This window comes from Enterobacter cloacae complex sp. P18RS (genome assembly GCF_014982105.1).
Classification (GTDB): Bacteria; Pseudomonadota; Gammaproteobacteria; order Enterobacterales; family Enterobacteriaceae; genus Enterobacter; species Enterobacter hormaechei_C.
Genome location: NZ_JADCKV010000012.1, coordinates 16617 through 29702, shown reverse-complemented (window position 1 = coordinate 29702; position 13086 = coordinate 16617). Strand labels below are relative to the sequence as shown.

12 protein-coding genes are annotated in these 13086 nt (G+C 60.4%); 8 read left to right on the top strand and 4 right to left on the bottom strand.

The features are described from left to right. Positions 1 to 5: 5 nt before the first annotated feature. From INF61_RS10105 to hycI, 4 genes are read left to right on the top strand one after another with little or no spacing between them, the layout of a single operon-like run. Complete coding sequence (locus INF61_RS10105; RefSeq protein ID WP_003862138.1) at positions 6 to 548, top strand: formate hydrogenlyase complex iron-sulfur subunit; 543 nt, start codon at positions 6 to 8, stop codon at positions 546 to 548. Continuing rightward, on the top strand, positions 548 to 1315 hold the full coding sequence (locus INF61_RS10100; protein ID WP_045338383.1) for an NADH-quinone oxidoreductase subunit B family protein: 768 nt from the start codon (positions 548 to 550) through the stop codon (positions 1313 to 1315). Before INF61_RS10105 ends, INF61_RS10100 begins: the two co-directional genes overlap by 1 nt. Further along, the gene (locus INF61_RS10095; RefSeq protein WP_023304315.1) at positions 1312 to 1722 is read left to right on the top strand and encodes a formate hydrogenlyase maturation HycH family protein; all 411 of its coding nucleotides are present in this window, start codon (positions 1312 to 1314) and stop codon (positions 1720 to 1722) included. The genes INF61_RS10100 and INF61_RS10095 overlap by 4 nt, the downstream gene beginning before the upstream one ends. Continuing rightward, complete coding sequence (gene hycI, locus INF61_RS10090) at positions 1715 to 2170, top strand: hydrogenase maturation peptidase HycI (RefSeq protein ID WP_193547746.1); 456 nt, start codon at positions 1715 to 1717, stop codon at positions 2168 to 2170. Before INF61_RS10095 ends, hycI begins: the two co-directional genes overlap by 8 nt. Before the next feature lie 88 nt (positions 2171 to 2258). Here hycI and INF61_RS10085 read toward each other — a convergent pair whose 3' ends face one another. Then, complete coding sequence (locus tag INF61_RS10085; RefSeq protein WP_040118032.1) at positions 2259 to 3683, bottom strand: 6-phospho-beta-glucosidase; 1425 nt, start codon at positions 3681 to 3683, stop codon at positions 2259 to 2261. Between the two features lie 18 nt (positions 3684 to 3701). Further along, positions 3702 to 5153: a PTS cellobiose/arbutin/salicin transporter subunit IIBC gene (ascF, locus tag INF61_RS10080; RefSeq protein ID WP_017382795.1), complete on the bottom strand. Its 1452-nt coding sequence runs from the start codon at positions 5151 to 5153 to the stop codon at positions 3702 to 3704. Between the two features lie 189 nt (positions 5154 to 5342). Between ascF and INF61_RS10075 the strand changes: the two genes are divergently transcribed. The 4 genes from INF61_RS10075 (at position 5343) to INF61_RS10060 (ending at position 10306) form a co-directional block, all read left to right on the top strand. Next, on the top strand, positions 5343 to 6380 hold the full coding sequence (locus tag INF61_RS10075) for a LacI family DNA-binding transcriptional regulator (protein WP_370552971.1): 1038 nt from the start codon (positions 5343 to 5345) through the stop codon (positions 6378 to 6380). A 133-nt stretch (positions 6381 to 6513) separates the two neighbouring features. Then, complete coding sequence (gene hydN / locus INF61_RS10070; protein ID WP_017382793.1) at positions 6514 to 7059, top strand: electron transport protein HydN; 546 nt, start codon at positions 6514 to 6516, stop codon at positions 7057 to 7059. 6 nt (positions 7060 to 7065) lie between these two features. Next, positions 7066 to 9282 carry a carbamoyltransferase HypF gene (hypF, locus tag INF61_RS10065; protein ID WP_193547744.1) on the top strand — a complete coding sequence of 739 codons (2217 nt, stop codon included), beginning with the start codon at positions 7066 to 7068 and terminating at the stop codon, positions 9280 to 9282. A 1-nt stretch (position 9283) separates the two neighbouring features. Further along, on the top strand, positions 9284 to 10306 hold the full coding sequence (locus tag INF61_RS10060) for a HoxN/HupN/NixA family nickel/cobalt transporter (RefSeq protein WP_047716707.1): 1023 nt from the start codon (positions 9284 to 9286) through the stop codon (positions 10304 to 10306). A gap of 127 nt (positions 10307 to 10433) precedes the next feature. Here INF61_RS10060 and norW read toward each other — a convergent pair whose 3' ends face one another. Further along, complete coding sequence (norW, locus tag INF61_RS10055) at positions 10434 to 11567, bottom strand: NADH:flavorubredoxin reductase NorW (protein ID WP_193547743.1); 1134 nt, start codon at positions 11565 to 11567, stop codon at positions 10434 to 10436. Beyond that, on the bottom strand, positions 11564 to 13012 hold the full coding sequence (gene norV, locus INF61_RS10050) for an anaerobic nitric oxide reductase flavorubredoxin (protein WP_017692783.1): 1449 nt from the start codon (positions 13010 to 13012) through the stop codon (positions 11564 to 11566). Before norV ends, norW begins: the two co-directional genes overlap by 4 nt. Positions 13013 to 13086 lie beyond the last annotated feature (74 nt).

Sequence of the window (13086 nt, the reverse complement as noted above, 5' to 3'; positions counted from 1 at the left end):
TCGCCATGTTTACCTTCATCAAAAAAGTGATCAAAACCGGCGCGCAGACCAGCAGTTATCCGCTGGAGCCGATCCCGGTGGATAAAAACTTTCGCGGCAAGCCGGAGCACAACCCACAGCAGTGCATCGGCTGCGCGGCCTGCGTCAACGCCTGCCCGTCGAATGCCTTAACGGTGGAAACGGATCTCAAAACCGGCGAGCTGGCCTGGCAGTTTAACCTCGGGCGCTGCATCTTCTGCGGCCGCTGCGAGGAGGTCTGCCCGACGGTCGCCATTCGCCTGTCTCAGGAGTACGAGCTGGCGGTGTGGAAAAAAGAGGATTTCCTCCAGCAGTCGCGCTTTGCGCTGTGCAACTGCCGCGTCTGCAAGCGTCCGTTCGCCGTGCAAAAAGAGATCGACTACGCCATCGCGCTGCTGAAGCACAACGGCGACGTCCGCGCGGAGCATCACCGTGAAAGCTTCGAAACCTGCCCGGAGTGCAAGCGTCAGAAGTGCCTGCTGCCGTCTGACCGCATCGATTTAACCCGCCATATGAGAGAGGCCAGCTGATGGAAAACTTACTCGGCCCGCGCGACGCTAACGGCATTCCGGTGCCGCTGACGGTGGAGGAGTCCATCGCCAGCATGAAGGCGTCGCTGCTGAAAAAAATCAAACGCTCGGCCTACGTCTATCGCGTGGACTGCGGCGGCTGCAACGGCTGCGAGATTGAGATCTTCGCTACGCTGTCGCCGCTGTTTGACGCCGAACGCTTCGGCATCAAAGTGGTGCCGTCCCCGCGCCATGCGGATATCCTGCTGTTCACCGGCGCGGTCACCCGCGCGATGCGTTCGCCTGCGCTGCGCGCCTGGCAGTCTGCGCCGGATCCGAAAATCTGTATCTCCTACGGCGCCTGCGGCAACAGCGGCGGCATCTTCCACGATCTTTACTGCGTCTGGGGCGGCACCGACAAAATCGTGCCGGTGGACGTCTACATTCCGGGCTGCCCGCCGACGCCCGCCGCCACGCTGTACGGTTTTGCCATGGCGCTCGGCCTGCTGGAGCAGAAGATCCACGCTCGTGAGCCGGGCGAGCTGGACAACCAGCCAGCCACTCTCCTGCACCCGGATATGGTGCAGCCGCTGCGGGTGAAGATCGACCGCACGGCGCGCAGGCTGGCGGGCTACCGCTACGGACGCCAGATTGCCGACGATTACCTGCGTCTGCTGGGCCAGGGCGACCATCAGGTAGCGCGCTGGCTGGAGGCCGAGAACGATCCGCGTCTCAATGAGATCGTGGCGAACCTGAACAGCATTGTGGATGAGGCGCGTATCCGATGAGTGAAACGGTGGTGTTCAGCCAGCTGAGCCGTAAGTTTATTGATGAGAACGATGCCACGCCGGATGCGGCGCAGCAGGTGGTCTATTACAGCCTGGCGATTGGGCACCACCTCGGGGTGATCGACTGCCTTGAAACGGCGCTGAGCTGCCCGTGGCCGGAATACCTGGCGTGGATCGCCACGCTGGAGGAGGGCAGCGCGGCGCGGCGCAAGATGGAGGGCGTGCCGAAGTACGGCGAGATCGTGATCGACGCCAACCACATCACGATGCTCGCTAACGCCTTTGACGCGGCGCTGAGCGTACAAACCCCGGCGCAGCAGGCGTGGAGCAAAACGCTGCTCGGCATGCTGCACGATATTCATCAGGAGAGCGCCATCTACCTGATGGTGAGGAGATTACGTGACTGACGTTTTACTGTGTGTCGGCAACAGCATGATGGGCGACGACGGCGCGGGCCCGCTGCTGGCGGAAAAGTGCGCTGCGAACCCGCCGGGCAGTTGGGTGGTGATTGACGGCGGCAGCGCGCCGGAAAACGACGTGGTGGCCATTCGTGAACTGCGCCCGGACAGGCTGTTAATCGTCGATGCCACCGATATGGGGCTCAACCCCGGCGAGATCCGCCTGATTGACCCGGACGACATCGCCGAGATGTTTATGATGACCACCCACAACATGCCTCTCAACTATCTGGTGGATCAGATTAAAGACGACGTGGGCGAGGTGCTGTTTCTGGGCATTCAGCCGGACATTGTCGGGTTCTATTACCCGATGACGCCGCCGGTGAAAGAGGCGGTGGACGTGGTCTATTCACGGCTTGCCGGGTGGGTTGGGGATGGGGGATTTTCTCAGCTCTGAGCAGTGCCGGGTGGCGGCTTCGCCTTACCCGGCCTACCAAACCCATCCCCCTCTCCCTGTGGGAGAGGGCTGGGGTGAGGGCAACAGGCTACTCCAGATCCCCCCCGTTACTCGCAATCACCTTCTTATACCACCAGAATGATTTCTTGCGCTTGCGGTCCAGCGTGCCGTTCCCGGCGTCGTCCCGGTCGACGTACACAAACCCGTAGCGCTTGCTCATTTCCCCCGTTGAGGCCGAGACAAGGTCAATGCAGCCCCAGGTGGTGTAGCCCAGCAGCGGTACGCCGTCCTCAATCGCATCAGCCATCGCGCGAATATGCTCGCGCAGGTAGCTGATTCGGTAGTCGTCGTTGATCTCGCCGTTTTCATCAATGACGTCCTTCGCTCCAAGGCCGTTTTCCACCAGGAACAGCGGCTTCTGGTAGCGGTCGTACATCATGTTCATAGTGATGCGCAGGCCGAGCGGGTCAATGCCCCAGCCCCATTCGCTCACCTGAATATGCGGGTTGCGCAGGGACTTCACGATGTTCGCCGCGCTGGTGTTTCCCGCGTTCATGTCCGCCGACGCGCAGCGCGAGGCGTAATAGCTGAACGAGACAAAGTCGACGGTGTTTTTCAGCAGTTCATCGTCGCCCGGGTCTTTCACAATCACCACGCCTTTCTCGCGGAACACGCGGGCAGAGTAAGCCGGATAGCTGCCGCGCGCCTGCACGTCGATAAAGAACAGGTTCTCGCGGTCTTTTTCCAGCGCCATCCACACGTCTTCCGGCTTGCAGGACCAGGGGTAAAAATTGCCGCCCGCCAGCATACAACCGACCTGGTTTTCCGGGTTCACCTCGTGGGCAATTTTGGTCGCCAGCGCGCTCGCCACCAGCTCGTGGTGCGCGGCCTGGTATTTCACCTGATCTTCGTTTTCACCTTCTTCAAATACCAGCCCCGCGCCGGAGAACGGGCTGTGCAGCATGATGTTGATTTCGTTGAAGGTTAGCCAGTATTTCACCAGCCCGTTAAACGCCTCGAAGCAGGTGCGGGCGTAGCGGGCGAAGAAATCCACCATCTTACGGTTGCGCCAGGAGCCGTACTCCGTCACCAGGTGCATCGGCACGTCGAAGTGGCAGAGCGTCACCAGCGGCTCGATGTTGTACTTTTTACACTCCTCGAACACCGCGCGGTAGAAGGCAATGCCTTCCTGATTCGGCAGCGGTTCGTCGCCGTTCGGGTAGAGGCGGCTCCAGGCAATCGAGGTGCGGAACACCGTGAAGCCCATCTCCGCCATCAGGGCGATGTCTTCTTTGTAGCGATGGTAAAAATCAATCGCCTCGTGGCTCGGGTAGAATTCGTCGTCCCGCAACGAAAACCGTTTTTCCTTGCCGACTTTTACCGCCAGACGGTTTGCGCCGTGGGGGATCATGTCGACCGTCGTCAGTCCTTTGCCGCCTTCACGGTAAGCCCCTTCACTCTGGTTGGCGGCAAGCGCGCCGCCCCATAAAAATCCTTGTGGAAAAACAGACATTCTTACCTCGCTTTCAGTTTATGCTTCTGCTGCTTTGTTCTGTACCGGTGCGGTTTGCAGGGCGCGTGCTTTTTCGGCTTCGTCTTCTACCGGGATATCCTCAAACCCTAACAGCAGGGTTAGCACGAACGACAGCACTACCGCCAGACCCATCACGCCAAACACCCAGACGATGGTCATCGGGTTGGCCGGGTCGAAGAACTGCACGCTGGTAAACAGCCCCGGCGCCGCCATCGAATGGCTGGCAAGGCCTGCCATGCCTGCCACCGCGCCGCAGATAAAGCCGCTGATCAGGCTCGCAATCAGCGGACGCTTCAGGCGTACCGCTACGCCGTACAGGGCCGGTTCAGAGATGCCCGCCATGATGGCGGAGGCCGCCGCGGCCAGCGCCGTCTGGCGCAGCTCCGGATTTTTGGTTTTCCACGCCACCGCCAGCGACGAACCGCCGAGCGACAGGTTGGCGCCGATCTCCGACGGCATCACCATCCCTTCTTTGCCCGTTTCGGCAATGGTCTGGATGATGGTCGGCGTAAACACGCGGTGCATCCCGGTCATCACCAGCAGCGGCCACAGCGCGCCCATAATGGCAACGGAGAGCCAGCCCAGATAGCCGTGAATGGTGTAGACCAGCGCGGAGATGGCGCTGCCGATCCAGATCCCGAGCGGGCCAATCAGTACGATGGCGAGCGGGGCGGCAATCAGCACGATCAGCATCGGCTTGAGGAAGTTTTTGGTCACCGCCGGGGTAATGCGATCCACCCAGCGTTCGATGTATGACAGGCACCAGGTCATCACCAGGGCGGGGATCACCGTGTAGGTGTATTTCACCGCCGTCACCGGAATGAAGGCGAACTCAACGTGCTCGCCCTGCGCGGCTTTCGCCATCAGCTCGATAAAGCTCGGGTGAACCAGAACGCCCGCGATGGCGATTGCCAGCGACATGTTGGTTTTGAACTTCACCGCCGCGGACGCCGCCACCATCAGCGGCAGGAAGAAGAACGCGCCATCGCCGATAACGGTCAGGATCGTAAGCGTCGGGTCGCCTTTGCCCAGCACGCCGGTCATCTCAAGGATCATCGCCAGCAGCTTGACCATCGACCCGCCGATGATCGCCGGGATCAGCGGAGACATGGTGCCGATCAGCGCGTCGAGGATCCCGGCGCCAATCCGGCGCAGCGTGAGCTTTTGTGGACCTTCCGCTACGGCAGGTTGCAGGTTAGCGGGCAGCAGGCTCACCACTTCACGGTATGCCTGGGACACGGTGTTGCCGATGATCACCTGACACTGGTTGTCGTTGCGCACCACGCCGAGCACGCCGCTGATGCTTTTCAGGCGTGCGGCGTCGGTGAGACTTTCGTCTTTCAGGACGAAGCGCAGTCGCGTCATACAGTGGGTGACGGCGACGATGTTCTCTTTGCCGCCCAGCGCGCTAACGACGTCGGTCGCCAGCGCAGCGTAATTTTTTGCCATCGGATGTGATCCTGTTATCGTTGTGTGAAATGTAGGAAACCGGTTTCACATAATCATCATGAGTTTCTTTTAATGAAACAAGACCACTTTTTATGCATTTTTTCGTTTCGTGATGACGATCACTCGTGGCCGTAAAAAGCGTGATAACGCCGCTGCGACAATTTTTCTGCGGTGCAGTACACTGCGCCCATCAGGTTCAGACGGAATAATAATATGACCACGATGCTGGAAGTGGCGAAGCGGGCAGGCGTATCAAAAGCGACGGTCTCCCGGGTACTGTCGGGGAACGGTTACGTCAGCCAGGAGACGAAAGACCGCGTGTTTCAGGCCATCGAAGAGAGCGGGTATCGCCCCAATCTGCTGGCGCGAAACCTGGCGACCAAACGCACCCAGACCCTGGGGCTGGTGGTGACGAACACCCTGTACCATGGGGTCTACTTTAGCGAGCTGCTGTTTAACGCCGCGCGGATGACGGAAGAGAAGGGGCGTCAGCTGATCCTGGCGGACGGCAAGCACAGCGCCGAAGAGGAGCGCGAGGCGATCCAGTACCTGCTCGACATGCGCTGCGACGCGGTAATCATCTATCCGCGTTTTCTGAGCGTGGAAGCGCTGGACGAGATCATTGAGAAATGCGAGCAGCCGATCATGGTGCTCAACCGCCGTTTGCGGAAAAACAGCAGTCACAGCGTCTGGTCCGATCATAAAGCGTCGTGTCAGGACGCGGTATCGCAGCTGATTGCGAAAGGCCACCGGGAGATTGCGATTATCACCGGTTCGCTGGATTCCCCCACCGGGGTGGAGCGTCTTTCCGGCTACAAGGACGCGCTGGCGCAGCACGGGATTGCAGTTCGCGACGCGCTGATCGCCGAAGGGAAGTGGAACCCGGCCAGCGGCGCGGCGGCGGTCTCTCAGTTGCTCACCCGCGGCGAAACGTTTACCGCGCTGGTGGCGAGTAACGACGACATGGCGATTGGCGCCATCAGGCAGCTGCACGAGAGCGGCGTCGCCACGCCGGGCGCAGTGTCCGTCATCGGCTTTGACGATGTGGCAATCGCGCCCTATATCGTGCCGTCCCTCTCCAGCGTGCGTATTCCAGTAACGGAGATGATTCAGGAGACCATCAGCCGTATGATTTTCATGCTCGACGGCGGTGAGTTTAAGCCTCAGCAAACCTTCTCCGGCGAGCTTATCCTGCGCGACTCCGTCATTGACGGCCCGCATCGCTGACGTCGACATCTGTCATCGTCACTAATGACGATGACAGATCCTTCTCTTTTAAATTTCCCTATAAAATCAATTCATTAAATATTGGCACGGTTTATGAATAGCTTCGCGCATAACAGTTATGCCGGAGAAGCAGATGAACCGTTTTATTATGGCCGATGCCAGCAAATGCATTGGTTGCCGTACCTGTGAAGTGGCGTGCGTGGTGTCCCATCAGGCAGAGCAGGATTGCGCCTCTCTCACCCCTGATACCTTCCTGCCGCGCATCCACGTCATTAAAGGCGTGAATATTTCTACCGCCGCTATCTGTCGCCAGTGCGAAGACGCGCCGTGCGCCAACGTCTGTCCGAACGGGGCGATTAAGCGCGAGAAAGGCTTCGTGCATGTGATGCAGGAGCGCTGCATCGGGTGCAAAACCTGTGTGGTGGCGTGTCCGTATGGCGCGATGGAGGTGGTGGTTCGCCCGGTAGTGCGCAACAGCGGTATCGGGCTGAGCGTACGCGCGGAGAAAGCCGAAGCCAATAAATGTGACCTCTGCTACCACCGCGATGCCGGTCCGGCGTGTATGGAAGCCTGTCCGACGCATGCGCTGGTCTGCGTCGATCGCGACAAGCTCGAACAGATGAGTGCCGAAAAACGCCGCCGCGCGGCGTTCGACACCTCGTCATCGCTGCTGTTTTAAATTGCGATGCGCGTTAACGGCGTACAGCTTCGGGTGCGCGGCAAGGTGCAGGGGGTAGGATTTCGTCCCTTCGTCTGGCAGCTTGCGCACCAGCTGGGGCTGGCAGGCGACGTCTGCAACGACGGAGAGGGTGTCCTGGTGCGTCTCGCGGGCAGTGGGGGTGACTTTACCGCGAGACTGCGCCAGGACTGCCCACCGCTGGCGCGCATCGATCGCGTTGAAACGCAGCCGTTCAGCTGGAGGACGCTGCCGGATGAGTTTGTCATCCGCCACAGCGAGAGCGGGGCGATGGACACGCAAATCGTCCCGGATGCCGCCACCTGTCCCGCATGCCTGGCGGAGATGCGCGATCCCCGCGAACGTCGCTACCGCTACCCGTTTATCAACTGCACCCACTGCGGGCCGCGGTTTACCATTATTCGCGCCATGCCCTATGACCGCCCGGCCACGTCAATGGCGCCATTCCCGCTCTGTGTGCCCTGTGAAACGGAGTACCGCAACCCGGCTGACCGGCGTTTTCACGCCCAGCCGGTGGCCTGCCCGGATTGCGGACCGCAGCTGGAGTGGCGAGCCGGGGAGGCTGCTGCCACCCGCGAATCGGCGTTAAGCGCGGCGGTGGCGATGCTGGAAGGCGGCGGGATTGTGGCGGTCAAAGGGCTGGGCGGTTTTCACCTGGTCTGCGACGCGCTTAACCCGCAGGCGGTTCGGAAATTACGGGCACGCAAGCAGCGCCCGACCAGGCCGCTGGCGGTGATGATCCCGCATGCGGACGATCTGCCGGAGGCCATCCAGACGCTGTTACGTTCACCCGCTGCGCCGATTGTGCTGACGCCAAAAGCCTGCCTTCCTGCGTTTCCTGAGGAGATTGCGCCGGGGCTGGATACGGTCGGCGTGATGCTGCCTGCGAACCCGCTCCAGCATTTGCTGATGCTGGACTGCCAGCGCCCGCTGGTGATGACCTCCGGCAACCTCAGCGGCCATCCACCCGCCATAAGCAACCAGCAGGCGCTGGAAGAACTCAGTGACATCGCTGACGGCTTCCTGCTGCACAACCGCGACATCCTGCAACGGATGGATGATTCAGTGATGGACCAGGAGGGCACGATGCTGCGTCGCGCACGCGGTTTTGTGCCGGATGCCATCACATTGCCCGCCGGATTCCGCGACATCCCGCCCATGTTATGCACCGGCGCGGAGATGAAAAACACCTTCAGCCTGGTGCGTGGCAACCAGGCGGTGCTGAGCCAGCATTTTGGCGATCTGAGCGACGAGGGGGTAGAGGCGCAGTGGCGCAGTGCGCTCTCGACGATGCAGGACATCTACGCCTTTCAGCCTGAGCGCGTGGTGTGCGATGCCCATCCGGGTTATCACGCCCGACTGTGGGCCCGGGCGCAGGCGCTGCCCGTTGAGACCGTGCTGCATCATCATGCGCATGCGGCAGCGTGTCTGGCGGAGAATGGCTGGCCGCTCAACGGCGGGGATGTTATTGCCCTGACGCTGGACGGGATCGGCATGGGCGAGAACGGCGCGCTGTGGGGCGGCGAGTGCCTGCGGGTGAACTATCGCGACTGCGAACGGCTGGGCGGTCTGCCAGCCGTTGCGCTGCCGGGGGGCGATCTGGCGGCAAAACAGCCGTGGCGCAATTTGCTCGCCCACTGTCTGGCGTTCGTACCTGACTGGCAGCAGTACCCGGAAACAGAGGTGGTACAGCGTCAAAACTGGCCGCTGCTGGCAACGGCTGTGTCGCGCGGTATCAATGCGCCGCGGGCCTCCTCCTGTGGTCGTCTGTTCGACGCCGTGGCCTGTGCGCTGGGCATTGAAACGCAACGCTATGAGGGCGAAGCCGCGTGCCGGCTGGAGGCGCTGGCCGAACGCTGCGCAGGGGTTGATCATCCGGTGACGCTCCAGACGGATAACCTTGCGCTGTTCTGGCAACAGTGGCTTACCTGGCGGGCGGAACCCGGCGAGCGTGCCTGGGCTTTTCACGATGCGCTGGCAAAAGGGCTGAGCGAACTGGCGGCAACGCATGCCCGCCGACGGTCGCTCTCTACGGTGTGCTTCAGCGGCGGCGTCCTTCACAACCGCCTGCTGCGTGCGCGCCTTCGTCATTACCTTTCTGATTTCACGCTTCTTTTTCCTTCGCGCCTGCCCGCAGGCGACGGAGCGATCTCCTTCGGGCAGGCGGTGGTTGCTGCCGCCCGATCATGTTCACAAGGGATTTAAAATGTTACGACTTTTACGCAATGAACCTCGTGCAGCGTGCCTGCTGCTGGCTCTCGGGATGGCTAACCTGCTGGCCTGGGGGCTGGCGTGGCACACCTTTAGCGGCAGTACGGCGCTGATGGCGGCCAGCCTGCTGGCCTGGTGTTACGGACTGCGTCATGCGGTGGATGCCGACCATATCGCCGCGATTGATACCGTGACGCGTAAGATGATGCAGCAGGGCAAGCGCCCGTCCGGCGTGGGCGCATGGTTTTCCCTCGGACACTCCACCATCGTGGTGCTGGCCTCCATTGCTATCGCCGCTACCGCCACGGCGTTTCAGAAAAACATGGCATGGCTCCACGAAACCGGCAGCCTGATTGGCACCGCCGTCTCCGCCACCTTCCTGCTGGCGATGGCGCTGGTGAATATGGTGATCCTGCGCGGCGTCTGGCGCAGTTTTCAGGCGCTGAAACACGGCAATCCCGTGCAGGGCGACATCACGCTGCCTGCACAGGGCGGCGTCATGAACTGGCTGTTCGGCAAAACCTTCCGCCTCGTCAATAAAAGCTGGCAGATGTACCTGGTCGGTTTCCTGTTCGGCCTGGGGTTCGACACCGCCACCGAAATCGGCGTGCTGGGGATCTCCGCCGCCAGCGCCTCCAGCGGGATGTCGGTGTGGTCGATCATGATCTTCCCGGCGCTCTTCGCCAGCGGCATGGCGCTGGTGGATACGCTCGATAACCTGCTGATGGTGGGTGCCTACGGCTGGGCGTTTAACAAGCCGCAGCGCAAGCTCTACTACAACATGACCATCACCGGCACTTCGGTGGTGGTGGCGCTGTTTATCGGCGGCCTGGAAGCGCTGGGTCTGCTGATGGACAAGTTCGCCCTCAGCGGCGGCGTGTGGGATCTGATTGGCGCGGTGAACGATAACCTGGGCGACGCCGGATTTGTGGTGGTCGGGCTGTTTGTCGCCTGCTGGCTGATCTCGATGGCGAACTATCGCTGGCGCGGTTATGACGCGCTGGTGGTGCGCTCCTGACGCTGAAAGTGTAGCGATAAAAAAAAGCCCCGGGACATCGGGGCGGTGGACAACAAAATCCAAAGGTTAAGTAAGCGTGGCAGTACTGTAGGCCGGGTAAGCGGAGCGCCACCCGGCATGACGAGGGTTAAGCTGGTAGCGATTTCAGCAGCGCGAAGGCCTCCTTCATTCTGTCTTCGCTGACGACAAAGGCGCGCATCTGACCGTCGGTATCGGTGCCGCGCGCCACCATGCCCTGAGGCGAAAGGACAATCTCCCAGTCCAGATCCTGACGCTGCGTTTCACCTGCGAGATGCAGCGGTAGTTCCGGCGTTTTTACCTTCACCAGCATGGCGGGTAATTTCACCGGGGCGTTGCCGCCGAGCAGGTTTTTCGCCAGGAACATGGCGCTTAACTGAATCGGTTGCAGGAACGGCAGCACCTGGCCGTTAATTTCCGCGCAGTCGCCCAGGGCATAAATGTCCGGCTGGGTGGTTTGCAGGTAGCTGTCCACCTTCACGCCGCGATTGATCTCTGCGCCCGCGCGGTGCGCCAGCGCGGTTTCCGGGCGCAACCCCGTCGCCGCAATAACCACACCCACTTCCACGCTGCGGTTGCGGTCGAGCGTCGCACAAATGCCGGTTTCGGTTTTGCTTAGGCTCTGTAACTGCGATTTCAGCAGCAGATGCACGCCCATGTCGGTCAGACGATGCTGTAAGCGACTGCTTACTTCTGCTGGCATCAGCGCTGACAGAATGCTGGCCGCGTGGTCAACCAGGGTGACGGATTTTCCCGCCCGGCAGAAGTCCATCGCCAGCTCGGTGCCAATCAGTCCGCCGCCGACAATCATCACCCGCGTGGCGTCGCGTAACAGGGTCTCGCTGGCCTGATACTCCTGCTGGCTGTTGAGCGTGACCATCAGCTCGCGGCCCTCAACCGGCGGCACAAACGCCGATGCCCCCGTCGCCAGCACCAGTTTGTCGTACTGCCAGGTTTTATTTTTCGCGTTCACCACGTGGGCGTCGGCGTCGATGTCGGTGACCCAGGTGTACGGAAACAGACGCAGGTTAAACTGTTCGGCAAACTCCCCCGCCGTCTGGCGGGTGAGATCGTCGGCGCGCTGATTCTGGCTAATAACGTGGCTTAAATCAGGCTTGTTGTACTCATCCATGCTGTCGGCGGCGATCACCGTCAACGGCACGTTAGCATCCTGTTTGCGGATATTTTTCACCAGCTGGCGGGCGGCAAAGCCCGAGCCGATAATGACGATGCCGTGGCTCATTTTGCCTCCGTTGCCAGTTCATCAAAGACGTCTTTCCCGAGGGAACATTCCGGGCAGAGGAAATTGTCCGGCACCTCGCTCCACGGCGTACCCGGCGCGACATCCTGCAACGGCTCGCCCAGCTCAGGATCGTAAATCCACTGGCAGACGCTGCACTGCATGCAAGGGCCGAGGTCGGCAGCGGCAGGAGCGGCTTCTGCTACAGCTTTCGGCGTAACCGCCGCGGCGGGTGCGGTTTCCGGCAGCGGCGCAAGCGCCCACTGGCGAGCAATGTCGCGACCGTGCTGGCGACAGATTTCCAGCGCGTCGAGATCCGGACGCCATTTCGCCTTCAGGCTCAGGGACATTTCAAAACCGGCATCCTGTAAACGGGTGGAGAGACGGTCTACCGCGCCGCCGCTCCAGCCGTGTGAACCAAAGGCGCTGGCGCGTTTGTTACGAAAGCGCAGGCCGGTCATCTCTTCCACCAGTCCGGCAATTTTCGGCATCATTACGTTATTCATGGTGGAGGTACCCACAAGCACGCCTTTGGAGCGGAAGACGTTGGTCAATACCTCATTCTTATCGCTGCGCGCCACGTTGAAGATTTTCACCGCCACGTTCGGGTCAACTTCGTTGATGCCCTGGGCAATGGCGTCCGCCATCATGCGGGTGTTGTTGGACATGGTGTCGTAGAAGATGGTGATGCGATCTTCCTGATAGTCCGCCGCCCACTTCAGGTACAGTTCGACAATCTGGGTTGGATTTTCACGCCATACCACGCCGTGGGAGGTGGCAATCATATCCACCGGCAGGTTGAAGCCGAGGATCTCGGTGATTTTTGGCGTGACCAGACGGCTGAACGGGGTCAGGATGTTGGCGTAGTAGCGCTGGCACTGTTCGAACAGCTCGGTCTGATCCACTTCGTCGTTGAACAGACGTTCGTCACAGTAGTGCTGGCCGAAGGCGTCGTTACTGAACAGCACCGCGTCACCGGTCATGTAGGTCATCATGCTGTCCGGCCAGTGCAGCATTGGGGTTTCCACGAAGATCAGCTGTTTGCCATTGCCGATATCCAGCGTGTCGCCGGTTTTCACGGTGTGGAAGTTCCACTCCGGATGGTGGTGGTGGCCGTTGATGGAGTCAATGGCGTTGGTGGTGCAGTAGATCGGGGTATCCGGAATGTGGGACATCAGCTCGGTCAGCGCCCCGGCATGATCCTCTTCCGCGTGGTTGATGATAATGTAGTCGATCTCATTCAGATCGATTTCGCTGCGCAGGTTCTGCACGAACTCGCGGCTGAATTTGTGATCGACGGTATCGATCAGGACGTTTTTACCTTCACGAATGAGATAGCTGTTGTAGCTGCTGCCGCGCAGCGTTTTGTATTCCGTCCCGTGAAAATCACGTACTTCCCAGTCACGTTGACCCACCCAATGAATGTTATTTTTAACCAGAATAGACATAGCAACCTCAACTTAATACGGCGTTTTCAAATAAGATGACTGTCATATATCAAGTTGCGTGCCAACTTTTTAAC

Bases quoted from the DNA above. Each gene is read 5' to 3' on its own strand.
- hypF (WP_193547744.1), top strand. From the start codon at position 7,066: ATGCGCGTTAACGGCGTACAGCTTCGGGTGCGCGGCAAGGTGCAGGGG.
- ascF (WP_017382795.1), bottom strand. From the start codon at position 5,153: ATGGCAAAAAATTACGCTGCGCTGGCGACCGACGTCGTTAGCGCGCTG.
- INF61_RS10105 (WP_003862138.1), top strand. From the start codon at position 6: ATGTTTACCTTCATCAAAAAAGTGATCAAAACCGGCGCGCAGACCAGC.
- INF61_RS10085 (WP_040118032.1), bottom strand. From the start codon at position 3,683: ATGTCTGTTTTTCCACAAGGATTTTTATGGGGCGGCGCGCTTGCCGCC.
- INF61_RS10095 (WP_023304315.1), top strand. From the start codon at position 1,312: ATGAGTGAAACGGTGGTGTTCAGCCAGCTGAGCCGTAAGTTTATTGAT.
- INF61_RS10060 (WP_047716707.1), top strand. From the start codon at position 9,284: ATGTTACGACTTTTACGCAATGAACCTCGTGCAGCGTGCCTGCTGCTG.
- INF61_RS10100 (WP_045338383.1), top strand. From the start codon at position 548: ATGGAAAACTTACTCGGCCCGCGCGACGCTAACGGCATTCCGGTGCCG.
- hydN (WP_017382793.1), top strand. From the start codon at position 6,514: ATGAACCGTTTTATTATGGCCGATGCCAGCAAATGCATTGGTTGCCGT.
- norV (WP_017692783.1), bottom strand. From the start codon at position 13,012: ATGTCTATTCTGGTTAAAAATAACATTCATTGGGTGGGTCAACGTGAC.
- norW (WP_193547743.1), bottom strand. From the start codon at position 11,567: ATGAGCCACGGCATCGTCATTATCGGCTCGGGCTTTGCCGCCCGCCAG.